The organism is Collinsella sp. Sow4_D11, from assembly GCF_052116465.1.
In the GTDB taxonomy this organism is placed as follows: Bacteria; Actinomycetota; Coriobacteriia; order Coriobacteriales; family Coriobacteriaceae; genus Collinsella.
In genome coordinates, this window is record NZ_JBQKLA010000020.1 from 1 (window position 1) to 26,677 (window position 26,677).

General features: G+C 59.4%; 21 protein-coding genes. 6 read left to right on the forward strand and 15 right to left on the reverse strand.

Annotation, left to right across the window (positions count from 1 at the left end):
• Positions 1-145: 145 nt before the first annotated feature.
• Positions 146-1,171: an aspartate-semialdehyde dehydrogenase gene (locus tag ACTQ40_RS08360; RefSeq protein ID WP_154514908.1), complete on the reverse strand. Its 1,026-nt coding sequence runs from the start codon at positions 1,169-1,171 to the stop codon at positions 146-148.
• Between the two features lie 220 nt (positions 1,172-1,391).
• Complete coding sequence (locus ACTQ40_RS08365) at positions 1,392-2,780, reverse strand: aspartate kinase (protein WP_154514910.1); 1,389 nt, start codon at positions 2,778-2,780, stop codon at positions 1,392-1,394.
• Between the two features lie 103 nt (positions 2,781-2,883).
• On the opposite strand from ACTQ40_RS08365, the gene thrC reads away from it, so the two are divergent.
• Both thrC and thrB read left to right on the forward strand, forming a co-directional pair.
• On the forward strand, positions 2,884-4,401 hold the full coding sequence (gene thrC / locus ACTQ40_RS08370) for a threonine synthase (protein WP_441563853.1): 1,518 nt from the start codon (positions 2,884-2,886) through the stop codon (positions 4,399-4,401).
• A 203-nt stretch (positions 4,402-4,604) separates the two neighbouring features.
• Positions 4,605-5,486 carry a homoserine kinase gene (thrB, locus tag ACTQ40_RS08375; protein WP_154514914.1) on the forward strand — a complete coding sequence of 294 codons (882 nt, stop codon included), beginning with the start codon at positions 4,605-4,607 and terminating at the stop codon, positions 5,484-5,486.
• A 396-nt stretch (positions 5,487-5,882) separates the two neighbouring features.
• Here the strand turns inward: thrB and ACTQ40_RS08380 are convergent, their stop codons facing one another.
• The 10 genes from ACTQ40_RS08380 to ACTQ40_RS08425 form a co-directional block, all read right to left on the reverse strand.
• Positions 5,883-6,581, reverse strand: a complete 699-nt coding sequence (locus ACTQ40_RS08380; protein WP_441563854.1) for a helix-turn-helix transcriptional regulator — start codon at positions 6,579-6,581, stop codon at positions 5,883-5,885.
• A gap of 91 nt (positions 6,582-6,672) precedes the next feature.
• Positions 6,673-7,263 carry a ribosome biogenesis GTP-binding protein YihA/YsxC gene (yihA, locus tag ACTQ40_RS08385; protein ID WP_055252447.1) on the reverse strand — a complete coding sequence of 197 codons (591 nt, stop codon included), beginning with the start codon at positions 7,261-7,263 and terminating at the stop codon, positions 6,673-6,675.
• 42 nt (positions 7,264-7,305) lie between these two features.
• Positions 7,306-8,043, reverse strand: coding sequence for a 5'-methylthioadenosine/S-adenosylhomocysteine nucleosidase (gene mtnN / locus ACTQ40_RS08390; protein WP_441536005.1), 738 nt, complete (start codon positions 8,041-8,043; stop codon positions 7,306-7,308).
• A gap of 79 nt (positions 8,044-8,122) precedes the next feature.
• Positions 8,123-9,241, reverse strand: a complete 1,119-nt coding sequence (locus tag ACTQ40_RS08395) for a serine hydrolase (RefSeq protein WP_441563856.1) — start codon at positions 9,239-9,241, stop codon at positions 8,123-8,125.
• A 227-nt stretch (positions 9,242-9,468) separates the two neighbouring features.
• On the reverse strand, positions 9,469-10,287 hold the full coding sequence (gene pflA, locus ACTQ40_RS08400; protein ID WP_427718181.1) for a pyruvate formate-lyase-activating protein: 819 nt from the start codon (positions 10,285-10,287) through the stop codon (positions 9,469-9,471).
• 186 nt (positions 10,288-10,473) lie between these two features.
• A complete protein-coding gene (locus ACTQ40_RS08405; RefSeq protein WP_427748366.1) occupies positions 10,474-11,328 on the reverse strand; it encodes a DegV family protein in 855 nt (284 codons plus the stop codon).
• Between the two features lie 549 nt (positions 11,329-11,877).
• A complete protein-coding gene (gene grcA3 / locus ACTQ40_RS08410) occupies positions 11,878-12,129 on the reverse strand; it encodes an autonomous glycyl radical cofactor GrcA3 (protein ID WP_055252439.1) in 252 nt (83 codons plus the stop codon).
• An 85-nt stretch (positions 12,130-12,214) separates the two neighbouring features.
• The gene (gene pflB, locus ACTQ40_RS08415; protein WP_154514930.1) at positions 12,215-14,266 is read right to left on the reverse strand and encodes a formate C-acetyltransferase; all 2,052 of its coding nucleotides are present in this window, start codon (positions 14,264-14,266) and stop codon (positions 12,215-12,217) included.
• A gap of 469 nt (positions 14,267-14,735) precedes the next feature.
• Complete coding sequence (locus ACTQ40_RS08420) at positions 14,736-15,758, reverse strand: 2-keto-3-deoxygluconate permease (RefSeq protein ID WP_441563858.1); 1,023 nt, start codon at positions 15,756-15,758, stop codon at positions 14,736-14,738.
• A gap of 108 nt (positions 15,759-15,866) precedes the next feature.
• Positions 15,867-16,616, reverse strand: coding sequence for an SDR family NAD(P)-dependent oxidoreductase (locus tag ACTQ40_RS08425; RefSeq protein ID WP_427728112.1), 750 nt, complete (start codon positions 16,614-16,616; stop codon positions 15,867-15,869).
• Between the two features lie 288 nt (positions 16,617-16,904).
• Between ACTQ40_RS08425 and ACTQ40_RS08430 the strand changes: the two genes are divergently transcribed.
• The 3 genes from ACTQ40_RS08430 to ACTQ40_RS08440 are packed head-to-tail and all read left to right on the forward strand — an operon-like array spanning position 16,905 to position 21,573.
• Positions 16,905-17,354, forward strand: coding sequence for a MarR family winged helix-turn-helix transcriptional regulator (locus ACTQ40_RS08430; protein ID WP_154514934.1), 450 nt, complete (start codon positions 16,905-16,907; stop codon positions 17,352-17,354).
• Positions 17,351-19,717, forward strand: a complete 2,367-nt coding sequence (locus ACTQ40_RS08435; RefSeq protein WP_441563859.1) for an ABC transporter ATP-binding protein — start codon at positions 17,351-17,353, stop codon at positions 19,715-19,717. The genes ACTQ40_RS08430 and ACTQ40_RS08435 overlap by 4 nt, the downstream gene beginning before the upstream one ends.
• Positions 19,717-21,573 (forward strand): ABC transporter ATP-binding protein, encoded by a 1,857-nt coding sequence (locus ACTQ40_RS08440; RefSeq protein ID WP_441563860.1) that lies wholly within the window; start codon positions 19,717-19,719, stop codon positions 21,571-21,573. The genes ACTQ40_RS08435 and ACTQ40_RS08440 overlap by 1 nt, the downstream gene beginning before the upstream one ends.
• 84 nt (positions 21,574-21,657) lie before the next feature.
• Here the strand turns inward: ACTQ40_RS08440 and ACTQ40_RS08445 are convergent, their stop codons facing one another.
• Together ACTQ40_RS08445 and ACTQ40_RS08450 are read right to left on the reverse strand one after the other, a co-directional pair.
• A complete protein-coding gene (locus ACTQ40_RS08445) occupies positions 21,658-22,509 on the reverse strand; it encodes an IS3 family transposase (protein WP_441563862.1) in 852 nt (283 codons plus the stop codon).
• Between the two features lie 20 nt (positions 22,510-22,529).
• Entirely contained in the window at positions 22,530-22,907 is a 378-nt protein-coding gene (locus ACTQ40_RS08450; RefSeq protein ID WP_441555106.1) for a transposase, read from the reverse strand.
• A 427-nt stretch (positions 22,908-23,334) separates the two neighbouring features.
• On the opposite strand from ACTQ40_RS08450, the gene ACTQ40_RS08455 reads away from it, so the two are divergent.
• The gene (locus ACTQ40_RS08455) at positions 23,335-24,366 is read left to right on the forward strand and encodes a 3-deoxy-7-phosphoheptulonate synthase (RefSeq protein ID WP_427718166.1); all 1,032 of its coding nucleotides are present in this window, start codon (positions 23,335-23,337) and stop codon (positions 24,364-24,366) included.
• 381 nt (positions 24,367-24,747) lie between these two features.
• Here the strand turns inward: ACTQ40_RS08455 and ACTQ40_RS08460 are convergent, their stop codons facing one another.
• Positions 24,748-26,550, reverse strand: a complete 1,803-nt coding sequence (locus ACTQ40_RS08460) for an amidohydrolase (protein WP_441563865.1) — start codon at positions 26,548-26,550, stop codon at positions 24,748-24,750.
• Positions 26,551-26,677 lie beyond the last annotated feature (127 nt).

Below are 26,677 nucleotides of genomic sequence, written 5' to 3' on the forward strand. Positions count from 1 at the left end.
CCGCGCGCCATCACCCCCCCCACGCCCCCGCCCCCCCGGCCCCCCCCCCCCCCCCCCCCCCCCCCCCCCCCCCCCCCCCCCCCCCCCCCCCCCCCCCCCCCCCCCCCCCCCCCCCCCCCCCCCCCCCCGCCGGACAGTTCCACCGCTACTCGCAGAGCAGCTTGGCGATCTGGACGGCGTTGGTTGCCGCGCCCTTACGGATTTGGTCGCCACAGCACCAGAAGGTGATGCCACGCGCGGCCTCGGGGTTCGAGATGTCGCGGCGCACGCGACCGACCCAAATCAGGTCCTGGTCGGAGGTGTCCATCGGCATGGGGAATCGGTCGTGCGCATCCTCGGCACCCAGGTCGTCGACCAGCTTGACACCCGGGGCAGAAGCCAGCGCAGCACGGGCCTCCTCGACCGTAATGTCGCGCTCAAACTCGAGCGTAATGCTCTCGGAGTGCGAGCGCAGCACAGGCACGCGCACACAAGTGCAGTTCACGCGCAGCTCGGGCAGGTGCATAATCTTGCGACCCTCGTTTTGCAACTTCATTTCCTCGGAGGTAAAGCCCTCCTCCTTGACGCCGCCAATCTGCGGAATCAGGTTGCTCGCCAACTGGGCGGCAAATGCGCGCGGCTCGGGAATCTCCTCGCCACGACCCAGGGCGGCCAGCTGGGCCTCGAGCTCGGCCATACCGGGAGCACCAGCGCCCGAAGCCGCCTGGTACGTCGAGACGATCATGCGCTTCACGCCGGCGAGCTTGTGCAGCGGCCAGGTGGGGACCAGGCCGATGATGGTTGCGCAGTTAGGGTTAGCGATAAGGCCGTGATGCCACTTGATGTCGTCGGCATTGATCTCGGGAACGACGAGCGGCACCTCGGGATCCATGCGGAAGGCGTGGCTGTTGTCGACCACGACGGCGCCACGCTTGACAGCCTCGGGCAGCAGCTCCTTGGCGATATCGTCGCCGGCAGCGCCGAGTACGATGTCGCAGCCCTCAAAGGCCTCGGGGCAAGCCTCCTCAATAACAACCTGCTCGCCGCGGAACTCGACGGTCTTGCCCGCAGAACGCGCGCTCGCCAGCAGCTTGAGCTTGCCAACCGGAAACTCCTGCTCGTTGAGGCACTCGAGCATCTGGGTGCCCACGGCCCCCGTCGCGCCCAAAATAGCAACCGTGTACTGTTTCATGCTTCCCCCTTTAAAGGTTGTGGCTTTTGCCCGCACGCCGAGCAGGCAGGATATTCTTGCCCAGTGTATACAAGAACGGGGCGGACACGAAACCCACCCCGTCGAAACGAAACCGAAACGAAACGCCCCGCGCTAGATTTTTTGGAACATGCCTCAAAACCCACTCATGCGCCAAAAGGTAGATTTCTAGACATATCCCAAAAATCTACCGGAATGGTCGCTATTTGTGGAGGGCAGCCAGGGCGGGTTCAATCGGTGCAGGAGCCTCCAGATCGGAGACCTTCACAATGCCGTTCTCGTCGGAGAAGGCACGGTAAATGGTCTGAATCGCCAGGTCGAAGTCCTTATCCTCGACACCGATAATGATGTTGATCTCGTCGCAGCTCTGCGAAATCATGCGCACGCTCACGCCAGCCTGGCCGAGCATGCCAAACAGGTGGCCGGAAATACCTGCGCGGCCGCGCAGGTTACGGCCGACGGTCGCGATGAGCGCCAGGCCCTCGACAACCTCAATCTCGAGCGGCTCAACCTCCTGCTGGATGTCGCCCACGAGCGAGTACAGCGAATCGTGCACATCCTGCTCCTGCACCACGGCGCCAAAGCGGTCGACGCCGGTGGGCATGTGCTCGACGGAAACGTCATAGCGCTCGAAGACCGAAAGTGCACGGCGCATAAAGCCGACGCGGGGCTTGGTGCGATCGCGGGCCACGTTGATGGCGACAAAACCGCGCTTGCCGGTCACGCCGGTAATGATGGGCTCCGCCTCGCCCTCATCAGCCGTCTCGCTAATAATGGTGCCGGGGTCCTGCGGCGCATTGGTGTTCTTGATGACCAGCGGAATACCCGCCTCGCGCACGGGGAACACGGCCTCCTCGTGCAGGACGCTTGCGCCCATGTACGAAAGCTCGCGCAGCTCCTCGTAGGTAACGCGCGCAATGGGCTGAGCCTCGGGAACAATACGCGGATCGGCAGAGTAGAAGCCCGAGACGTCGGTCCAGTTCTCGTAAAGGTCGGCGTCCAGACACTTGGCCAGAATCGAGCCCGAGATATCGCCGCCGCCACGATCGAGCAGCTTAATCTGGCCCTCACGCGTCGCGCCGTAGAAACCGGGCATAACAAAGCCGCCCTGCTGACCGTACTCCTGCACCAGCTCGGAGGTGCGGTTCATGCTGAGCGTACCGTCGTGATGGAACGCCACAACCGTCGCGGCGTCCAGGAACGGCAGGCCCAGGTACTCGGCCATCAGGCGAGCGGTGAAGTACTCGCCGCGGCTCACAAGCTCCTCGGTGGAGTAGCCGCCCGAGCGGGCGCGCTCGGCAAAGGCCGCGAACTCCTCACGGATGGGATAGGTGAGCTCCAGCTCGTCAGCGATATCAAAATAGCGCTGGCCAATGTCCTCGAGCAGCTCCTCACACGACACGTGATACTTAACGTGCGCGTTAACCAGGTAGAGCAGGTCGGTCACCTTGGTGTCGCCCTTAAAGCGGCGACCGCAGGCGGAAACCACCACAAAACGGCGGGCCGGGTCGGCATCGACGATGGCCTTGATCTTCTTAAAGTGTTCGGCGTCGGCGACCGACGAGCCGCCAAACTTGGCAATCTTAATCATGGGCTGGAGGTTACCTTTCTAAAAGCCTCTGCGAACCTATTTTGCGCGCTCTGATACCATGGTTTCACCGATTGGGACCAAGGCATCCGAGGAGCAGTGTTATATGGGAACTTATCATAGTACACGAGGACGCACTTTATCGTGCTCAAGTAAGGTGGCAATCCGCACCGGCATCGCTCCCGACGGGGGTTTGTTTGTCTCGGACGAGCTCGGCACCCAGCAGGTCGATATCAGCTCGCTTGCAGATAAATCGTACTTTGAAATCGCTCAAGATGTGTTGGGAATGTTACTGAATGATTACACGGGCGAAGAAATTTCGGCCTGTGTGAATGAGGCATATCGCGGCACGTTCGCGAGTGAAGAGGTTACGCCGCTCGTCAAACTCGACGCTGCGCCGGGCGCTGACGCCCCTCAGACCTATGTGATGGAGCTCTTTGGCGGCCCCACGAGTGCCTTTAAGGACGTCGCCCTGCAGATGCTCCCCCGCCTCATGGCCCGCACTTCCGCCAAGGACGGCGGCGCCGAGCGCATCATGATCGTCACCGCCACGTCGGGCGACACCGGCAAGGCCGCACTCGCCGGTTTTGCCGACGCTCCGGGCACGGGCATCACCGTCTTTTATCCCGAAGGCAAAGTCAGCCGCGTGCAGAATCTGCAGATGTCCACACAGGAAGGCGATAACGTCGCCGTCTGCGGCATTCGCGGCAACTTCGACGATGCCCAGAGTGCCGTCAAGCGCATCTTTGCCGATAAGGAGCTTGCCGAGCGCTTGGAGGCCGCCGGAACGGTGCTTTCGAGTGCCAACTCCATCAACGTCGGCCGTCTGGTGCCGCAGGTCGTCTACTACTTTGCCGCCTATGCGCAGCTGTTGCGCGCCGGCGCCATCGAGGCCGGCGACGCTGTGGAGTTCTGCGTACCGACCGGCAACTTTGGCGATATCCTGGCCGGCTACTATGCCAAGCGCATGGGTCTGCCCGTCGCCAAGCTCGTCGTCGCGAGCGACAAGAACAACGTGCTGGCTGACTTCCTGACCACCGGCGTCTACGACCGCAACCGTCCGTTCTTCACGACCATCTCGCCGTCGATGGACATCCTCATCAGCTCCAACCTGGAACGCATGCTCTACTTCCTGTCCGATGGCGACTGCGAGCTTGTTGCCAGCTTTATGGAGCAGCTGGCAAAGACTGGTCACTATGAGGTTCCCGCCGACCTGCTGGCAAAGATTCAGAGCGTCTTTGGCTGCGGCTGGGCCAGCGAGGACGAGGTGCGCGCTGCCATTAAGAGCTGCTGGGATGCGAACGGCTACGTGATCGACCCGCACACCGCTTGCGGCTATCACGTCTTTGAAAAGGTCGCTCCCGCCGAGGGCGCCAAGGCCCGTGTGCTGCTTTCGACCGCCAGCCCCTACAAGTTCCCGCGTGCCTGCTGCGATGCTCTGGGGCTCAACGTTCCCGAGGACGACTTTGAGGCCATGCGCGTGCTCGAGCAGGCCACCAATACAGCCGCACCGGCACAGCTCGCCGAGCTCGAATCCAAACCCGTCCGCTTCGAAGACGTCTGTGACGTCGATGAGATGGCAAGCTACGTCGAGTCTGCAGCAAAAAAGATGGCTACCAACTAAAACCCTTATTAAGCGCCGGCGAAAGCCGGCGCACCTTCTTTTATCAGATAACCCCCGGGATGATGACGAACGCCCACAGCGTGCCTGGCTGTTTAGTTCGTCGCGAGTTCCGCACGCAAAGGAAAGCACTTAATGTGCTTTCCGTCTTGCGCAGGACTGCCCGAGCAGCGAACTAAACAGCCAGGCACGCCAGGAGGACCCACATGATCAAAATCACCGTCCCAGCAACCAGCGCCAACTTGGGCATCGGCTACGACACCCTCGGCATGGCCGTCAGCCTCTACTCGCACTTCACCTTCGAGCGCGCTGACAAGCTCACCATCACGGGCTGCCCCGAGGAGTTCCAAAACGAGAACAACCTGGTCTACGTCAGCTTTGTCGATGCGCTGGCCGCATGGGGCGAGCCGGCTTTTCCCGTTGCCATCGACATTCAAACCGATGTACCCGTCGCTCGCGGCCTGGGTTCCAGCTCCACTTGCGTCGTCGCTGGCATTATGGCCGCCGCCGCACTGACAGGCCACACCGTCGACCGCGCTGAGCTCGTCCGCATTGCCACCGAGGTCGAGGGCCATCCCGATAACGTCGCTCCCGCCATCCTGGGCGGCGCCGTCTGCTCCTTTACGCCGACCGATTCGCTCCCCCAGTGCCTGCGCTACGAGGTAAGCGATCGCTTGCGTTTTATTACCGTGATTCCGCCCTACGAGGTTCACACGAGCGAGGCGCGCAAGGTCGTACCGCAGGAGATTCCGCTCTCCACCGCCGTATGGCAAATGGGCCGTATCGCCGGCATGACGCGAGGCCTGGAGGCTGGCGACCTCGACCTGATTGCCGCCGCCAATGACGACCGCATCCAGGAGCCCTATCGTCGTCGCCTGATTCCCGACTACAACGCTGTGCGCGACACCTGCCTTAACGGCGGCGCCAAGACCATCTGGATCAGCGGTTCGGGCTCTACCCTTATGGCTGTGACCGACGACACCATCGTGGCAAAATTCCTGCAGGTCAAGCTGCGTGAGCAGTTCCCCAAGTGTGAGACGCACATTCTGACGTGCGACACCGAGGGCGCTCAAATCGAGTACCTGTAGCGCCCTGTCTCATTGCTCTCACCGGTCTCCTTGGGGCTTCCCCTGAAAACGTCCTCGATCATGAATTGCCCCGTCGTGCGCTTCGTGCGACGGGGCAATTCGATCCGCGGATTGTTTTCAGGGGAAGCCCCAAGGAGACCTACGCGACCTCGACAGGATAATCGCATTCGCTGATTTAATATTGCGCCCCTTCGGAGCTGCGGATAAGCGGGCCTCGTGCTGCGGAATGTTTTTAAGGGGATGCCCCCGGGTGGCCCTATGGCAACGTGGCTAGCGATGTCTATAGGGACCCACGCTTTGAAGGGGGCGCCGGGCTGAAATTATGGCCCTTTATTGATAGGGGCTCTTGCTAGGCTGGAGCACTTACCAGCAACAGGCTTCGACTATGTGCTTGGTTTACGCCGCACTGGGTTCCTTGTATTCGAAGACTGGTTCTAGGAGGTCTTCGATGTTGCAGTGGAGGACTTTTGCTATGGCTCTTACGCTTGTTACCGAAGCCTCATTGATGTTTCTCTGGCGCTGCTCGTACATTTGGATTGAGCGGAGTGACACACCCGATTCGTATGCTAGGTCTTGTTGGGTTTTCTTAAGCTTCTTTCTTGCTAACGCAAGTTTGGTTTGCCTGGACGCTTTTTTCGCCATATCGCAGACGAGGCGAACCACTCGTTCCTCCGAGGCTTCGTGCCAGGGGTAATACAGACTGCGCAGCACATCAAATGGAACGACATGCAGCAAATCTTCGAAAGACTCTCCTAGGCGCCACTGCAGGTATGCCAGCATCCAGCCCGCCCAATATTCCGGCGTCTTCTCAAATCGATAGGTGCAGTCCGGTATAGACCTGTTTTGATAGCCCGACCTTTCAGCGATAAGCGCGAACAGCTCAACACCCGATTTTCCCGACACGACCCATGCGTTACCGCGTTCAAACTCGCGAGCAACCCCGCTCAGGCAAAAGAGTTCAGCAACTTCAGATCCTTCTGCTCCATAGTCATTGACGGCATAGTCGAAGCAGTCGCCGAGGTTGTTCATTGCGTCCTCGAGGTAGTAGACGGGATATGTCCTACTCGGCCCACGATCTGTTAACTCTTGGATCATTTAAATCAACCCTCCCTGCCATTAAATCCCTAATGTCGATACCTTCGGAATCGAAGCCATTATGAATACTATTGTCTGCCAAGAGCCCCTACTAGAGGCAGGCCTCGGCAATGCGGCGCTTGAGCTCGTCGATGCCGGTGCCGGTCTGGGAGCTTGTGATGATTACGTTTTCGGCCGGGACGTTGAGTTGCTTTTTGATGGCTGCCGCTTGGCGTGCCTGCTGGGTGCGGCTGAGTTTGTCGGCCTTGGTGAGGCAGACGATAAAGTTGAACTCGTTGCCCTGCAGGTAGTCGATCATGTCATGGTCGAGCTTGCTGGGGTCATGGCGAATGTCCACCAGCGACACAACCAGGTTAAAGCTGCGCTCGGAGTCGAAGAAGTCGCCGATGAGCTCGGCCCAGCGGTCGCGCTCGGCCTTGGAACGACGGGCGAAACCGTAACCCGGCAGGTCCACAAAGTGCACGTCGTCGGCCTCGAAGAAATTGATATTGCTCGTCTTGCCCGGCGTGCTCGAAACCTTGACCAGGTTCTTGCGGCCAAAGAGCTTGTTCATGATGGACGACTTGCCCACATTGGAGCGGCCCACAAAGCTCACCTCGGGACAGGTGGACTCGGGGATCTGCGAAACCTTGCCGTAGCTGGCGACGAACTTGGCAAGCTGGTAGTTAATGGAATCGGCCATGGATGCTCCTTGGTCGTAGGTTCTTACAATAGGGATGCACGATTACGCAGCGGCGATGCAGCGGACGATATCGAGTGTGATGCCGCTCGCGGTGCGGGCGTACTCGTCCAAATCGAACTCTCGCTCGCAAAACGCGTCATATGCCTCGTCACAATTATCGCTGATAGCACGCAGCACCAGACAATCGACACCGTTCTTGGCTGCAATATGGGCAATCGCAGCACCTTCCATCTCAACGCAATCGGCATGCGTCGCCTCGATGGCGGCGGTGCGCATGGCGTCGCCCGTTACAAAGCGGTCGCCTGTAGCGATAGTGCCAACCAGGAACTGTTTAGGGTCCTTCTCCGCAGCGGAATCAGAAGCATAAGCATCGATAAACCCATGTTCGGTAAGCACGGTGGTGGCGATGTCAACCAGAGCCGGTGTCGAGGCAAACTCCTCAAGCTCCGGCGTCGACTCGGCGATGAGCGCCGTGTCGGTATCCAGATAGCGCAGGCACTTGCCAATAACCACGTCATTGATATGGAGTTTGGAGTTTAAGCCACCCGCAATGCCCGAAAACACAACGGCCTGCGGAGCATATCTGCTGATGAGATGCTGTGTTGCACCAGCGGCGTTTACGGTTCCCATGCCAGCGGTCGTGGCGACCACTGACAGACCGTTGAGCTCGCCGCTTACAACGCTCAAGCCCGCCTCTTGCGACACACGGGCGCCGTTCAGTTCTTCTTTAATCTGCGCAACCTCTTTTTCGAGTGCACCGATGATTGCGATGGTAGGCATACCATCCCCCAAACCTGTGAAAACTGTTTATCCACGGTATGGTATCAGCATTTTGACTCAACCGCGCAATACGAAGCCGTTAGGCCAGCGCAGCGCGGGTATCGTAGAGCGCCTTGGCGATGGCGGCCACGGCCTCACTCGAACGGTCACTCCACGGCATCGACGTCATGATGCTCATAATGTAGGTGTCGCCATCGACATCGATGAGGCCAGCATCGCACGTCGCATTGCAACCTGCCTCGCTGATCCAGCCGGCTTTGTTACGCACCATGGCATGGTCGTCCGCAATGCCGTCACGGATAAAGGACCGGGTCGTAGAGGCCAGAAGGCCCGACAGCCATTGCGACGTCTCGCTCTCGCGGCTCAAATACTCGCTCATCTCGCGCCACAACTTGGCCGAGGTGCGCGGGCAATAGGTGGGGAAATCGCTCATTGGATCGAGCGCGACCTCGTCTTCGACGCCGAGTGCGGCAATCCAATCCTCGTAGCCATCTTGATCAAACGTTGCACGCAACGCGACAAACGAGTCGTTATCCGAGTTGACGACCGAGGTCTCGATCAGGTCGCGAACCGTCAGCCAGCCCATACTGTAGCCGCCATAGGTGCCCAGAGCATCATCGAGCGATACTTGCCCTGTCTCGACCAGTAACTCGCAGACGTAGAGTACATAGAGCGCCTTGTAGCTGCTCGCACCGTACACCTCGGCGTCCGCGTTATACGTCACGCCCTTGCCGCTCGAAAGATCGTAAAACACCACGCCCACGTCGCCCAATTCCTGGGCCTGATCAAGGGTATCTTGGAGCGCGGCGAGGCTCTCATCCTCCAGGACGGGGATCTGGTCATCAACCAGTGAGAAGGTCTGCACGGTATCGCCTGAGGGAATATCGTTAAAGTCCGCCTTCGAAAGCCTCGTCTTGAGGCTCGCTGTCGACAGGGTTTGATTTGCGGTGGCTTTAGATTTAGAGACCTTTTTGTTTTGCGTCTGTACCGTTGACGCATCTGAGTGTGCCGTTCGCTCCGACGCGTAGGTTTTAGCGGTAATTCCGAGGATAATAACCGCCAACGTTAGCATCCCAACGGCGGCAATCTTCGTCACGCGGATGCGAGCGTCGGCAAGGCCACGCGAAGACGTGCCCTTCGTCTCATATCTGCTGCTATGCTGCGGCACATGCTCGTCCCGCGATGCGTCGTTTCGCACGTGGTCTCCTGGCTGCTCCCGTTCATATACGAGCAGCATAATACCGAGCAGGCATTTCTTTCCAAAGATATTCAGAAGCGTTTAAGGTGTCTTTAAAGAAACCACAAGCGTATTTATCCAAATGGCACGATTCTGTTGCACATCTCACCGCAACCCAGAGAGCAGTCTTTTTAGGACGGGGCTCTTTTAGCTACTTCTCCACCCTACCGGCCCCAAATGAGCTACCCCTAGCCGATAGCGTTTTTGAGTTCCGCGCGGCGCTTTTTCATGCCCGTCATGACGGCGTTGCGCAGCTCGGGCATGCGCGCGGTATCCATCTGTGGAACGCCCTCGAGCTTATAGGGAATCCCCAGCTGCTCATACTTGACGACGCCCATCGTGTGATACGGCAGCATTTCCAGGCCCACCACGTTATGCCACGGGGCAATCAGACGACCGAGTGCCTCGCACTCCTCTGCCGTGTCGGTAATGCCCGGTACTACCACGTGACGGATAACGACCTTGATCCTGCGACGCGCCAGCTCATCGCCAAACGCCAGGATGCGCGCAGGATCGCAACCGGTCAGCTTTTTATGCTCGACGGGATCGGCGTGTTTAATGTCGAGCAGCACCATATCGGTCTCGTTGAGTACGGCATCGAACTTCTCGGGATGCGCGGGGTCGAACGCATAGCCGCAACTATCCAAGCAGGTATGTACGCGACCATCGGGGTTGTTGTGCATTGCGCGGAACAGGTCGGCCAAGAACTCAGGCTGCAGGAGCGGCTCGCCGCCGGATACCGTAATACCACCGCTGCGGTAAAACTCATGGTTGCTCTGGAACTCGTCTATCAGGTGCTCGACGGTCACCATGGTGCCGCCGTTAACCGACCAGGTATCGGGGTTGTGACAATACGCACAGCGCATGGGGCAGCCCTGAACAAACACCACAAAGCGGATGCCGGGTCCATCGACCGTTCCCATCGTCTCGATCGAATGCACGCGGCCCAGGGCAAACGCGGAGTCCTCAGGACGAGCGTCCATACCCTCGAGCTTCATCTCAGCCATTCCCGCTACCTTGCCTCTCATTGGTTTTAGCTACATAAATGCCAGAGTCATTCTAGCCTATATGCTTGATGGCGAAACGGTTTAGCGGTCAATTGGATTGTCCTTTTTGGCCCCATGCAAAAGCGGCGGGAAGGTTGTCGCAACCCGCCCGCCGCCGAGGCAATAGAAATCGATAGACACCAGGCGTTACGCCTTGAGCGTGAGCACCGCGCCGAAGGCGGTCGGGCCGCAATGGCTCGAGATGACGCCGCCGACCTGAGTCCAGGTAACGTCCTTAAAGCCCAGGTCGTGCGCATAGACTTCCATGTCGTCGCGCAGCTCCTCGGAAAGGCCTACCGAATACGCCAGGCCAATGTGCGAGTAGTCAATTTCGCCCTTCGCAACCATGTGGTCAATAAAGGCGCGGGCGCACTTGAGCATAGAGCCGCGGAACTTCTTGGTCGCCACGAACTTGCCGCCCGTTACCTCAATGCAGGGCTTAATCTTGAGCAGATGGGCACCTAGGAACGCCACGTTGGACAAGCGACCGCCCGCCTTAAGGAAGGCAAGGTCGGTAGGAACAAAGCCCAGCAACACGCGGTCCATAACGGAGTTCGTAAAAGCAAAGATCTCGTCGACGGTGGCATCGGGATGAGCCTCGATGTATTTGGCGGTCTCGACGACAACAAGCGACTGGCCCACCGAGACAAAACGCGTGTCCATGGAGAACACGTAGTCGCGCCCCTCTGCCGCGATCTTCGAGGACTGATGCGAACAGGTCGTGGCCTCGGAATACGCAAGATGCAAAATGGTCGCGTCGGGCTGCTCGGCGTGAATGCGGTCGTACACGCGAGAGAAATCTGCCGGCGCGCAGCCGCTGGTCTTGGGCATCACGCCAAACTCGTTGCAGCGCGAATAGATCTCGAGCGGATCGATCGAGCCGTCCTCGACGGTCTCGTCACCAATCGTGACATGCATGGGCACACGCACGATGCCGTAGCGTTCGCAGAGCTCTGGCGTCACATCCGAACCAGATTCAACCACGATTACGTACTTGCCCATTCTTATCACGACCCATCTCGACGTTGACTTTTTAATATGTGACGCACGTCCGCCGTCCTGCTACAGAACGGTCTCCAAGCGCCAAAGAGACGCCGTCCCTTGCACAAAACAAAGGACAGCGTCTCCCTGGAAAACTCCGTTCTTAACTGAGATTTTACACGGTTTATTACTAAGTGTTACTTACTCCGCAAACGGTAGCTATACGCGATAAACGGTAGCAAGTAAGTATCCAGAACGCTCAGCCCATTAGGAGAGTTCCGCCTAAAGGGTGACTACACAGGACCCCGCCGGGGCTGTTTGGGCTACCTCCCAAAACATTCCACAGGACGCAAGAAGCCCTCGCCGCACGAAGTGCGCAGCGAGGGCTTCTTGCATGTCCGAGGACACCAATTTAATTTAGCGTGGTTCCCTAAAGTGCGATAACGCAGGAGACCCGGCAAGGCCGGGAGCACTTTGCCTCGCAAACATTCCGCAGCCGCGAAGCGGCGAGGACGTTTGAGAGGCAAAGTGCGTAGGCCTTACCGGGTCTCCGGTGGGAGTTGAGTCCCTTTAGAACTTGTTGTGGAAGGTACGCGAAATGACCTCGTCCTGCTGCTCCTTGGTGAGCGTGTGGAAGTTCACGGCATAGCCGGAAACGCGGATGGTCAGCTGCGGGTACTTCTCGGGGTGAGCCTGAGCGTCGAGCAGCGTCTCACGGTTGAAGACGTTGATGTTCAGGTGGTGTCCACCCTTCTCGGCGTAAGCGTCGAGCATGTGGACCAAGTTATCGGCCTGAGTCTCGGAAACTTCAGAAACCTTCATAATGTGTCTCCTTCAATCGATCGGCGCCGGCCGAAACCGGCGCACTAATCAGTAATCGTTATTGTTAGTATAGCACTAACAATAGTTACTCGCCCAGCTGATCAAGGTCGATATCACCAAAGAACACCTGGTCCTCCTTGCCGAGCGCGCCCGGGATGATGGAGAAGGTGTTGGAGATGCCGTCCTGGGCATCGCGGAACGGGAGCTTGGAAACCGAAGACAGCGAAGCGATGGCGCCCTGGCTATCGCGCTTGTGCATGGGGTTAGCACCCGGGGCGAACGGCTGGCCAGCCTTGCGGCCGTCGGGCGTGGAGCCGGTCTTCTTACCGTACACGACGTTGGAGGTAATGGTCAGAACCGAGGTCGTGGGCACGGAGTTGCGGTAGGTGTCGTTCATGCGGATGTACTCCATGAACTGGTGCACAACGTCGTGAGCGATCTGGTCGACGCGGTCGTCGTCGTTACCGTACTTGGGGAACTCGCCCTCGGTCTCGAAGTCGACGATGATGCCGTTCTCGTCACGGACGGGGTGAACCTTGGCGTACTTGATGGCGGACAGGGAGTCAGCCACGACGGAAAGGCCAGCGATGCCCGTAGCGAACCAGCGGTGCACGTGCTTGTCGTGCAGAGCCATCTGGATGCGCTCGTAGCAATACTTGTCGTGCATGTAGTGAATGATGTTCAGCGAGTTGACGTACACGCCAGCGAGCCACTTCATCATGTCGTTGTACTTGGCCATAACGTCATCGTAATCGAGCGTGTCGCCCTCGACGGCGCGATACTTGGGGCCGACCTGCTTCTTGGAAACCTCGTCAACACCGCCGTTGAGTGCGTACAGCAGGCACTTGGCCAGGTTGGCACGAGCGCCGAAGAACTGCATCTCCTTGCCAATGCGCATGGAGGACACGCAGCAGGCGATGCCGTAGTCGTCGCCGTGGTAAACGCGCATGAGGTCGTCGTTCTCGTACTGGACCGAGGAGCTGGCGACAGAAGTCTTGGCGCAGAACTTCTTGAAGTTCTCGGGAAGACGGGTCGACCACAGAACGGTCATGTTGGGCTCGGGGCTGGTGCCCATGTTCTCGAGCGTGTGCAGGTAGCGGAAGCTCATCTTGGTAACGAGCGTACGGCCGTCAACACCCATGCCGCCGATGGACTCGGTGACCCACTGCGGATCGCCGGTAAACAGGGCCTGGTACTCGGGGGTACGGGCAAACTTGACCATGCGGAGCTTCATGATGAAGTGATCCACGAACTCCTGGATCTGCTCCTCGGTAAAGGTACCGTTGGCAAGGTCGCGCTCAGCGTAGATGTCGATGAACGTAGAGGTACGGCCGATGGACATAGCGGCGCCGTTCTGCTCCTTGACGGCAGCGAGGTAGGCGAAGTACATCCACTGGATGGCCTCCTGCGTGTTGGTAGCAGGTTTGGAAATATCGAAACCATAGGTCTCGGCCATCATCTTGAGCTCGCCGAGGGCGCGGATCTGCTCCTGCAGCTCCTCGCGATCGCGGATGTTATCGGCGGTCATGACCGTCGGGGTGGAAGCCTTCTGGGCCTCCTTGTCCTTGATCAGGTAGTCGACGCCGTACAGGGCGACACGACGGTAGTCGCCGATGATGCGGCCGCGGCCATAGCCATCGGGCAGACCGGTGATGATGTGAGCCGAGCGGCAAGCACGCATCTCGGGGGTGTAGACATCGAAGACGCCGGCGTTGTGGGTCTTGCGCTCGAAGGTGTAGCGCTCGACAACGTTCTCGTCGACCTTGTAGCCGTGCTGGCTGGCAGCCTGGCAAGCGATGCGGATACCACCGTTGACGTGCAGAGCGCGCTTGAGCGGCTTGTCAGTCTGGAGGCCGACGATGGTCTCCTTCTCGCGGTGGGCGTTATCGATGTAGCCAGCGGGGTGGCTCACGATACCCGTGACAGTCTTGGTGTCCATATCGAGGACGCCGCCCTGCTCGCGCTCCTTGAGCAGCAGGTCGAGAACCTCGCCCCACAGCTCCTTGGTACGCTCGGTCGGACCGGCGAGGAACGATTCGTCGCCCTCGTAGGGGGTGTAGTTCTTCTGGATGAAGTCTCGGACGTCAACCTCTCCCGTCCAGATGCCTTCCTTGAAGCCTTCCCATGCCTCCTGCATTGTGTAACCACGCTCCTAGTTACGTATAATGCGGCGCTCTCTCACACCGCTGCTTATTGAATTCTTGAATGTTCGGGTTGCATGACCGGCTTCATTCGCCTTCCATCGCGCGTTAGCACAGGGAAAAACGTTTGTCCACCTTGGAACTGCAACCCAAAACCCAAGATTTCACCCGTTTGAGAAGGATAACATAGCCACCCCCTTCATCAGGGCTGTTATATGTTTCTTTTTTTATACCATTAGGGCGTTTTTAACAAATCCGCAGGAAATGCGAGCGTGAACAACTACCGTTCACCGATTTGTTTGGTATTTTTCCTTGCCTTTGTACGACGTTCACTCTAGCTGTTATGCCAGCTTTAGCAGGGTAAAGTGTCCCAGAGACCCACAGAAACTGCAGGGCGGCCCCGGGATTTCCCCCGGGGCCGCCCTGTGGCGTGGCTAGTTATTTAGCTTTGATTGCCGCTTGGCATTAAGCGGCTGCGGTGACCCTGTCGGCCGCGGCCTTTTTGCTGTCGCCGTGACCCTGGCCCTCAAAATGCTTGAAGCACCAGCTGGTGACCAGCGGGGTCAAAATGGCCGTCACGATGGCGCACGCTGCAACCTGCGCCGTAGCCGTCGCGAGCACGGCACCACCGTACATGGCCTCGTTGACGCTTGCCATGGCGGCAGGCGTGGCCACATTAGCTCCGGCGCAGCTCGAAATGGCCGCACCTGCGACACCCGTACCGCCCGTGAACTTATCGACCGCGATGACGGGAATTGCAAAGACCACCGAGCAGATCACGCCGAGCAGGATGCCGGGAAGACCGCCGTTGATGAGCTGGCCAAAGGTCATGGTCGAACCCATGGCAAAGAAGACGAGCACGATGATGGCGGAAAGTGCCGGAGCCATCATCTTCTTAAAGCTCGGGAAAAGGTTACCCAGAATAATGCCGACGACGATCGGCAGGATGGCGCCCACGAGCGACCAGCCGATCGGAGCCTGGCCAGCAGCGCCGAGCACGATCATTGTGACCGGAGGGCCGACAACGAGTGTGGTGATGGCGACGGCGCCACGTTCGGCCTCGTTGCCCATGGTGCCCATCAGACCAGCGTACATAGCGTTGTTGGCGCCGGTGCAAGCCGCCAGCATCACCATGGCAGAGATGCCAAACAGGTTGTCGTTGAATACATAAAGGATGAGCAGCGACACGGCAACGACCACGATCTGCTTGACAGCGATGATGATGGCGCCGCGTGCAGCGGCGGCAGGAGCACTTTTAAACGAAATCGTCGTACCGACGATGAGCAAAAAAGCGCCCACGAGCGGGCTTGCACCCTGCTGGGTCATGCCAAGCGTAAAGCTGCCGAGCGTTTTGAACAGGTCGGGGAATAGCGTGTTGAGCAAGCAGCCCAGCAAAAGCGGCACCAAAATATTGGCGCCCGGGATGGAGGACATCTTAAAGAACGGCTCCTTTGCAGCCGGCGCCTCCACCGCAGTCGATTCACTCATATATATCTCCTTTGGATGCATGCGAATCGTAGCCGCACGCGCCTATGTCAGAAAGAAGGCGACAACCCCGAGTCGCCAGGGTCGCCGCCAAACGATTACCGCGGGGTATTACCCGTCCAGGACGATGCCGCCGTCGCAGTCACCGATCTCGCCGTTCACGAAGCTGGCGAGGTCGGAAGCGAAGAACAGCACCATCTGCGCAGGCTCGCTGGCCTGGGCGGCGCGACCCAGAGGAATACCGTTGATGATGCGCTGAGAGTTCTCGTCAGAAAGGATCGACGTCATGTCGGTAAGCGTGAGCGACGGGCACACAGCGTTGCAGCGGATGCCGAACTTACCGCCCTCCTTGGCGACCGCCTTGGTAAGGCCGTTGACACCGGCCTTGGAGCTCGCGTAGGCCGCGGTGCCGAGCAGGCCGCCGCCGATCTTGCCAGCAACGGAGCTCACGTTGACGATAGTGCCGGCATGTGCCGCCTTAAAGTGCGGGTACACGGCATTCATCATGGTAAAGGTGCCGTTGAGGTTGATGTCGATGGTGCGACGCCACTCGGTGTCGTCGATCTCGTCAAACTTCTTGGTGCTGATGACACCGGCGCAGTTGATCAGGATGTTGGTTTGCGGCAGGTCCGTAAAAATCTGCTCGACGGTCTCGCGCGCCTTGGGCGCATCGGCGACATCGAGCTGATAGAACTTGTTGCCCTCGCCAAGCTCGGCCACAGCCGCCTCGCCCTTGGCAGCGTTCCTTGCGATGAGCGCGACGTGTCCGCCGCCCGCAACGATACCCTTGGCAATCTCGAGGCCAATGCCCTGAGTGCCACCGGTAACGATCGCGGTTTTACCCGTGAAGTCAAATGCCATGACTCCAACCCCCTTGATTCAGGTGTCTCCTTGCGGGAAGTTGGAGCATCGCACATGGCGATAAATGAGTCCCAGTCGTCATGGTGGTGACAACCCCTCGCCTAACCGCGGGCATGATAGTTCTTTGAAACGCTTCAGCAATTGAATTATTTTAAGTCTTTATGCGCTCTTTATATTGCCTAGTGGCCAAGTAGATTTTTGGGACATGTCCAGAAATCTACCGAATAGGATGGTTGAGTGGGGGTATTATTTTTCACCGAAAATAGTTTCTAGTGTTAGGGGTTTTCGGTGAAAGATACCGATTTCCGTGAACTTGGGCGTCAGCTCCTTACCGAGTTCGGCAGTATGCATCAGCGCATTTCGCGCTTTGCGGACAAAGCCCTCAGTGGTGAGATGGCCGTCATGCGCGCCCTCATGCTCGCTGGCGGTTCGCTCACGCCAAGCGAACTCGCCGATCGTGCCTGGGTCTCGAGCGCCCGCATCGCCAATATCCTGCGCGCTCTCGAAGCCAAAGGCTGGGTCGAGCGCGAGCACTCAAAGACCGACCGTCGTCGCGTACACGTCACGGTGACCGACAAGGGATTCCATGATCTCGAAATCAAGCATCGGGAATTCGAGGACCGCACCGCGGCCTTCCTCGAGCAGCTCGGCGAAACAGATACCCAAGAGATGGTGCGCCTTCTTAGGCGTGCCAACGAAATTATCGACCGCAATCAAGAAAGGAGAGATGCCGAGTGAGGATTCTCAAGCTCTTTAAAAAGCATGTCCTGGCACTGTTCGCAGCTATCGTACTTATCGTAATCAGCTGCAACGCCGATCTGGCGCTGCCTACGTATATGAGCGACATCGTCGACGTGGGCGTGCAGCAAGGCGGTATCGCCTCGCCCGTACCTGACACCATTCGCACCGAATCGCTCGACGACCTCGAACTCTTTATGAGCGATAAGGACGCCAAAGCTGTGGAGGCCGTGTTTAGCAAGGCGGATAATAACGGCATTCGAACGTACAAGGGCACCGAGGAGGAGCGCGCCGACGGCGGCAAGATTGCCGACATCGTGAGCCTGCCCGAGACCGTCGTCCTTTCGTTCAACCAGGGCATTGACGCCAACTCCATGGATGACATGATGGGTACGTCCAGCGAGAAAGACAACAACGCCGCCCAGGCCATGCCCATCCCCGAGCAGATGGCGGCAATGACGCCCGAGCAGCTCGCCGAGATGCAGCAGAAGGCCGCGGCAGCGCAGGACATGCAAAAGCAGATTGATACCGACGGCGGTAAGATCACCATGAAGAGCCTGCGCCTAGGCGTTGAAGGCGGCCTAATCGACCAGGGCAAGCTCGTCGAGGGCGCCAACGATATGGCGGACAAAATGGGCTCCATGTCGGGTTCCATCGTGACCCAACGCGCCGTGAGCTATGTACAAGACGAGTACAAGGCGCAGGGCATCGACCCCGCCGACGTGCAGAACGCCTATCTGGGCCGCATGGCAACCACGATGTTTGGTCTGTGCCTGATCTCGCTCATCGCCACCATCCTGACCGGCGCCGTGGCCTCGCGCACCGCCTGTTCCATCGCACGCGACCTGCGCCGCGAGACCTTCAACAAGGTTATGCACTTCTCGCCGGCCGAGGTGGGCAAGTTTAGCCAGGCCTCGCTCATCACCCGCTGCACCAACGACATTCAGCAGATTCAGATGGCCGCAACCCTGTTTATCCGCATGTGCCTGATGGCCCCCGTCATGGGCATCGTCGCCGTCATGCGCGTCCTGGCCAACCACACCGGCCTGGAGTGGACCATCGCTGTGGCCATCATCGCGGTCTCGGCCGTCGTCGGCGTGCTTATGGGCCTCACCATGCCCAAGTTCAAAAAGATGCAGAGCTTTGTGGACCGCGTGAACCTCACCGCCCGCGAGCTGCTCGACGGCCTTATGCCCATCCGCTCGTTCAACCGCGAGGAGCATGAGCTCGAGCGTTTTGACAAGGCTTCGCTCGACCTAATGACCACGCAGCTCTACACCAATCGTGCCATGAGCTTTATGATGCCGCTCATGATGCTCGTCATGAACTGCATCACCGTGCTTATCGTCTGGTTTGGCGCGCAGGGCGTGTCCGATGGCGTGATGCAGGTCGGCAACATGATGGCGTTTATCTCCTATACCATGCAGATCGTCATGGCGTTTATGATCCTCACCATGGTTTCGGTCATCCTGCCCCGCGCCGAGGTCGCAACCGAGCGCGTGGAAGAGGTCATCACCTGCCCCACGAGCATCAACGACCCCGCCTCGCCCAAACTGCCCGCCGCCAGCGCACCGCGCGGTGAGCTCACCTTCCGCGACGTGAGCTTCCAGTATCCCGATGCCCGCGCCGACGTCATGAGCGGCGTGAACTTCACCACGCATGCCGGTCAGATGCTCGGCATCATTGGTTCCACGGGCTCGGGCAAGTCCACGCTCGTACAGCTGATTCCGCGCTTATACGACGTCACGGGCGGCAGCATTTCACTCGACGGCATCGACGTGCGCGATATGACCCTTTCCGAGCTTCGCCGCCGCATTGGTTACATCCCGCAGCAGGGGCGTCTGTTCTCGGGTACCGTGGAGAGCAACCTTAAGTTTGCCGGCGACATGGTAAGCGACGAGAACATGCACGAGGCCGCGCGCATCGCCCAAGCCGAGGACTTTATCGCCGAGCGCGAGGGCGGCTACGACTCCCCCATCAGCCAGGGCGGCTCCAATGTCTCGGGCGGTCAGCGCCAGCGTCTGGCCATCGCCCGCGCGTTGGCAAAAAAGCCCGAGGTCCTGGTGTTCGATGACTCGTTTAGCGCCCTCGACTACAAGACCGACGCGCGCCTGCGCGAAGAGCTTGCCAAAAACGTTACCGACGCCGCGCTCGTTGTCGTAGCCCAGCGCATCGCGACCATCATGCACGCCGACCAGATCATCGTGCTCGACGACGGTCACGTGGTGGGCACTGGTACGCACGAGGAGCTGCTGCACAGCTGCCCGGCGTACCTGGAGATCGCACAGTCGCAGCTTTCCGCCGAGGAGCTGGGGCTCACTCAAGAAGAAATAGCAGCCGTTATGGAGGGAGGCGAGCACTAATGGCAGACGAGACCAAGACTCAGATTCCCAAGCCCACCCGCCAGCGCGGTCCCATGGGCCGCATGGGTGGCATGGGCCGCGGCGAGAAGGCCAAGGACTTTAAGGGCGCCATGCGGCAGTTGCTCGGCTATATCGGTCAACACAAGGTTGCCGTGCTTGCCGCCGTCGCCTTTGCCGTGTGCTCGGTCGTCTTTAACATTGTGGGACCCAAGGTGCTCGGCCAGGTTACGACCAAGCTGTTCGAAGGCCTGGTCGCCAAGGTCAACGGTACCGGCGATGTCGACTTTGCCTGGATCGCCAAGACGCTCGGCTTTTTGCTCTGCCTGTATCTGGCAAGCTCTGTTTGCAGCCTCATCCAGGGCTGGCTCATGACCGGCGTCACGCAAAAGATTTGCTACCGCATGCGCAAGGAGATCGCCGCCAAGATCGCTGTCGTGCCGATGAGCTACTTTAACGGACACAGCAAGGGCGATGTGCTCAGCCGCATCACCAACGACGTCGATACGCTGGGTCAGTCGCTCAACCAGAGCGTGACGCAGCTCATCACGTCGGTGACGCAGATTATCGGCGTGCTCGTCATGATGCTGTCGATCAGCCTACCGCTTACCGGCGTCACCGTGCTCACACTGCCGGCCGCCGCGATTATCCTGACCGTGATGATTCATTTCTCGCAGCCGTACTTCCGCGAGCAGCAGCAGGTCCTGGGCACCGTCAACGGCATTATCGAGGAGGACTTTGCCGGCCAGAACGTCATTCAGGTGTTCGACCGCGCCGAGGCCTCAATCGAAGAGTTCGACCGTCAAAACGACCGCCTCTTTATTAGTGGCTGGCGCTCGCAGTTCCTGTCGGGCCTGATGATGCCGCTTATGAGCTTGGTGGGTAACATGGGCTACGTGGGCGTGGTCGTGGTGGGCGCACAGCTCGCGCTGACCGGCAATGCCACGCCCGGCGACATCCAGAGCTTTATCCAGTACGTTCGCAACTTTACGCAACCCGTGCAGCAGCTGGGCAACGTGAGCAACACGATGCAGTCTATGGCCGCTGCCACCGAGCGCGTCTTTGAGTTCCTGGCCGCGCCCGAGGAGGAGCAGAAGGCCGACGCGCAGATTCCCGAAAAGCGCCCTGGCCATGTGGAGTTTGACCACGTCAAGTTTGGCTACACGCCCGACAAGACCATCATCCACAACTTTAGCTGCGAGGCACAGCCCGGCCAGACCATCGCCATCGTCGGTCCCACCGGCGCGGGCAAGACCACGCTCATTAAGCTGCTACAGCGCTTCTACGACGTTGACCGCGGCTCGCTGCGCGTCGATGGCGTCGACGTACGCGATTGGGACCGCGCGGCACTGCGCGGCGAGTTTGCCATGGTGCTGCAGGATACGTGGCTGTTTAACGGCACCATCCGCGAGAACATCCGCTACGGACGCCCCGATGCAAGCGATGCCGAGGTCGAGGCCGCTGCACGCGCTGCACGCTGCGACCACTTTATCCATACGCTCGCCGGCGGTTACAACTTTATGATCAACGAGGAAGGAACCAACCTTTCGCAGGGCCAACGCCAGCTCGTGACCATTGCCCGCGCCATTTTGGCCGACCGCCCGGCGCTTATTTTGGACGAGGCGACATCCAACGTCGATACCCGCACCGAGGAGCTTATTCAGCGCGCCACGGATGCGCTGATGCAGGGCCGCACCAGCTTTGTTATCGCACACCGCCTGTCCACGATCCGCAACGCCGACGTGATCTTGGTAATTCGCGACGGCGACATCGTCGAGAAGGGCACGCACGACGAGCTGCTCGCCCAAGGCGGCTTCTACGCCGACCTGTACAACTCGCAGTTCGACGAAGCGGCGTAAATTCTGCCGCAGGAAACGAATAACACCCGAGAACGGGGGCGCAGGATGAACTGCACCCCAAAACTTGGACGGCTTAAATAAGAACTACGCCGCAAGGGGCTGGTTCCGGAACTCCTCCGGGGTCAGCCCCTTCAGTTTAACCTGCCTTCGCCTCGTGTTCCAATGGGCGACGTACGCGTCCAGGTCCGCCTTGAAGGACTCGAAGTCGGGCCATGTCCTTCCCCGGAAGAACTCGTCCTTCATGTGGCCGAAGACCTGCTCGGTGGCGCCGTTGTCGATGCAGTTGCCCTTTCTGGACATGCTCTGGACGATCCCGGCGTCCTTCAGCCTCCCGCACCATGCGGCGTGCTGGTACTGCCAGCCCATGTCGCTGTGGAGCACCGGCGTCGCGCCCTCGGGCATCTTCGCCAGCAGCTGGTCGAGCAGCTCGGCCTGCTGCGCCATGTCCGGGCTGGTCGACGTCGACCACGCGACTATCTCCTTGCTGCCGAAGTCGTACACCGGCGCGAAGTAGGCCTTGCCCCAGGGCTGCTTGAACTCGGTGACGTCGGTGCCCATCTTCTGCCACGGCCCGTCGGCGGCGAAGTCGCGCCCGATGACGTTCTCGAACGTCTCGCCCACGACCCCCCTGTACGAGTTGTACCTATGGTAGTCGGTCTCGCGGCGGATGCCGCAGCGGACCCCCATCTCCCGCATCATCTTGAGCACGGTCTTGTTGGCTATGCGCGCGCCCAGCTCGGCGCGCAGGCACATGGCGACCTGGCGGTGGCCGCACCCGTTGGCCGTGCGCGAGAAGATCTCCGCCACCGCGTCCCGCAGCTCCGGGCGCGTCGGCCCGGCCGGGTGCGACAGCGCGTAATAGTAGCTGGACCGGGCCAGGCCGGCGCATTCCAGCAGGCTCCCCAGCTTGCACCCCTCCGCGCGCAGGGCGCTCACGGCCTCGACCTTCGCCCTGGTCAGAGCCCGTCCCTCTCGACCAGGGCACGCAATTTTTTTAGGTAGGCCACCTCGGTCTCGAGCCTTCGGCAGCGCTCCTCGAGCTCCTGCTCGCGGGTGCGCCCGCGCGACTTGGGGCCGGACCCCTTCGGCCTGCCCCTGGGCTTGGGCCTGAGCGCCTCGGCGCCGCCCTCGCGGTAGAGCGCGCACCATCTCTTGAGCGGCGCCAGGGACATGACCCCGAACGCCTTCATGGCGTCCTGCTTGCCCATGCCGCCGTCGACCACGGCCGAGGCGGCGGCGACCTTCTGCTCGTATGTGTACCTGGTCTGCTTGCCGTCCATGGATAGCAGCACCTCGCTTCCGAACGACCGGTATACGTAGAGCCATTGTCTCACGGTGTTGCGCGGGACCGACAGCGCCTTCGCCGCCGACTCGAAGCCGTGCCCTCGCTCGAAGAGCCCGATCGCCGCCTTCCTGGCCTCGATGTCGTGTTTCACTCTCAAGTCGACACGCATAAAAAGCCTCCCATTTCTCGTGTCCAAGAAATGGGAGGCAGTTCAGGACAACCTGTGCCCCCGTTTTTTGTTCTGCGACCCTCAAACCGCCTCCCCTGGGACCAAATCGACGGCCTCTTCCAAGCCGCGTGGCATCATTCCATTCCAGGGCCAGCCAACGTTTGCCCAGATAAAACCTGCCAAAATAAACCTGTCCCTTTTTGGCAGGTTTTGGGGTGACGAGGGCTTGCACTTTAGCGTGCGACAGCGGATAATGCCGAGCATTCGACAATGCACACTTTGTCTTATTTGATTGAGGAGGCCCCGTATGGCCATGGAATTCAAGCGCAGGTTGCCGATCCCCATGGAAATCCGCGAGGAAATGCCGCTTTCCGCCGATCTTATCGCCAAAAAACAGGCATTCGACGCCGAGGTCGCCAAGGTCTTTACCGGCGAGGACGCGCGCAAGGTGCTCATTATCGGCCCGTGCTCTGCCGACCGCGAGGACTCGGTGCTTGAGTACATGAGCCGACTGGCCAAGGTCGCCGAAGAGGTCAAGGACAAACTCATCATCATTCCGCGCGTCTATACCAACAAGCCGCGCACCAAGGGCACCGGCTACAAGGGCCTGCTGCACAACCCCAACCCCGAGGCTCCCGACGACCTGCTCGAGGGCGTCAAGGCCATCCGCCATATGCACCTGCGAGTCATCGAGGAGACCGGATTCTTTACCGCCGATGAGATGCTCTACCCGTCCAACTACCAGTACCTCGTCGACCTGCTGAGCTATGTCGCCGTGGGCGCGCGCTCGGTCGAGAACCAGGAGCATCGTCTGGTGTCGAGCGGCATTTCGGTGCCTGTGGGCATGAAGAACCCCACCGCCGGTTCCACCACCGTTATGCTCAACTCCATCTACGCCGCCCAGGCACATCAAAGCTTCATCTTCCGCAACTGGGAGGTCGAGTGCGACGGCAATCCGCTCGCGCACGCCGTCATGCGTGGCTACATTGGTCTCGACGGTCGTACCTACCCCAATTACCACTACGAGCATCTGGAGCGTCTGGCTGAGCGCTATACCGAGCATGCCGGCTACGCCAACCCGGCGGCGATCATCGACTGCAACCACGACAACTCGGGCAAGCGCCCGCTGGAGCAGCACCGCATCTGCAAGGAGGTGCTCGACAGCTGCCGCCGCAACGAGTCCATCTCCAAGCTGGTCAAAGGCTTTATGATCGAATCCTACCTGGAGGACGGCAACCAGTCTGTCGACGGCGGCGTCTTTGGCAAGTCCATCACCGACCCGTGCCTGGGCTGGGAAAAGACCGACTACCTCATCCACGAGATCGCAGAGCGGGTGTAGGTTACGGCGTTTTACCAAACGCCGTAACCGGCCGACGCTGCAAACCCGCCAGAGCGGCAATCTGCCTTTCAGCTTCGACGGCATGACCAAAAGGTCAATGCCGCCTCGCTTCAAGGCACCTTGCTCGCGTGTACGGGTTTTCGCTGACGTTTTTCTACCAGCGTCGTTGCCAAAGCTAGCACTTGGGGACGCTCCTTTTGGGGTAGTCGTTGGGGACGTTCTTGTTTGACTAGTCGTTTAAGAACGTCCCCCATGACCACCGCAAAAAAGCGCCGCCGCGGACGCTCACGCATCCGCGGCGGCCTGCACTAAATCGCGACGACGGCTGGCACCCTAGCGTTCTACCGAGCAGATCGTCCGCTCTTTACCTCGATCGACCGATTATCCCTCGTATACGATACGGCCATCGGAGACAGTGAACAGAATCTTGGTATCGGAGATCTTCTTGGGATCGCAATGAAGAATGTCTTGGTCGAGCACCGTGATGTCGGCGAGCTTGCCCACCTCGAGCGTACCGATTTTATCCTCCATGTAGTTCTCGAAGGCAACGTTTTTGGTGTATGCCTCGAGCGCCTGATATGCCGTGATGGCCTGCTCGGGCCAACGGTACATATCGGTGTCCTCCTCCTCGGGATACGGGCTGTTGCGCGTAACGGCCACCTCGATCTCCTCGAGCGGCGCATAGCCGGTGACCGGGCCATCGCTCGCACCGGAGATAAAGCAGCCGGCCTCGAGCATATTCTTGACGGGGTAGAACTTCATGGCGCGATCCTCGCCCACAAAGGCGATCTCGAGGTCGCACAAAGGATCGTGATACATCCACAGGAACTGCAACGCGCACACAATGTCGAGATCGGCGACGCGCTGAATGTCCTCGTCGGTGATTGCACACACATGCGTCATGGTGTTGCGGCGATCATCGCGCTCACCGTTCTCCTTGACGCAGCGCTCGTAGGCATCGAGTGTATTGTGGACGGCGCCATCTCCGATCGCGTGAACATGAATCTGAACACCCTCTTTGTCGAGGGCGGCCACCATGTCGCTGAACTCCTGCTGATCCCAGACGGACTCGCCGTGCCAGTTATCGCCCTTACCGGCGGCGGAGGTATATGGCTCGAGCATCACGGCGCTGCCGCCCTCGGTAACGCCATCGGAGTAGATCTTAACCGTACCGGTAGAGATCATGTTGCTATCGAACTTCTTGAGGTCCTTCACGGTTTTAAGGGCCTCTTTAGCCGTAATGCCGGGCCTAATGGTAGGAAGTACTCGCATGCGCAGGTTAAGCTTGCCATCTTTCTCAAGGTCAGTATAGAACTGGCAATCCTGTGCCGTAGAATCTCCCACGACGCTTATGTTGGTAATGCCGGTGATGCCGTATTTCGTAGCCACCTGCTGGTACTTGTCGATAGCGTTCTCAAGCTCCTTGTCCGTATGCTCGACGGAGACAACCTCCCTCACCATAGCTGCAGCAGAATCGATCAAGTAGCCAGTCGCCTCGCCGTTTGCATCGCGGGTGATGATGCCGCCCGTGGGATTGGGGGTATCGTTATCGATGCCCGCAAGCTCGAGCGCACGGCTGTTGACCCACACCGAATGATAGGAAACATCGGTCAGCATGATGGGCTTATCGGAGCAGATCTCATCGAGGATGGACTTGTTGGGGCCGGGATTGGTGCCATCCTCTTGCTCGAAGGCGTTGATCATGAACGAGCCGCCAACGTAAGCCTCATCATCGGGATGCTTGGTTACAAAATCACTGACCGCCTTCTTATACTCATCGATCGTGGTAGCCTTGGTAAGATCGATTTCGTACAGCGCGGTCACCCAGTTGCCCGGAGCGTGGATATGGCCGTCCATAAAGCCGGGGATCACCATACCGCCATCAAGATCGATGACGCGCGTGTTGTCATCGATGTACTCGTCGACACCGGAGTCTTCGCCTACATATACGATCTTGTTGCCCGAGACAGCCAGGGCGGCCGCGGTGTCGCCCTCTTTGACCATCGTCTGAATCGTGCCGTTACGAAAAACGATGGATGCCTTATCGGAACTCGCGCTGCCGGTGCTTCCGGCATTTGAAGAATTGTTGGCGCAACCGGCGGCACCCACCGCAACAGCCGCGGCGCCCAACGTGCTCAGGCCGAGAAAGCTTCTACGTGAAACGGGGGGGATAGAGGTCTTCATATAACCCACCTTTCTGTTGACATCGCCGCGCTTTTGCGACGCTTGCTATCACCTGAATAGCACCCCCGGGTATAAACTTGTCAGCACAAACGGGGTTATTGCCGTAAGCGGAGGCTTATATCCCCTA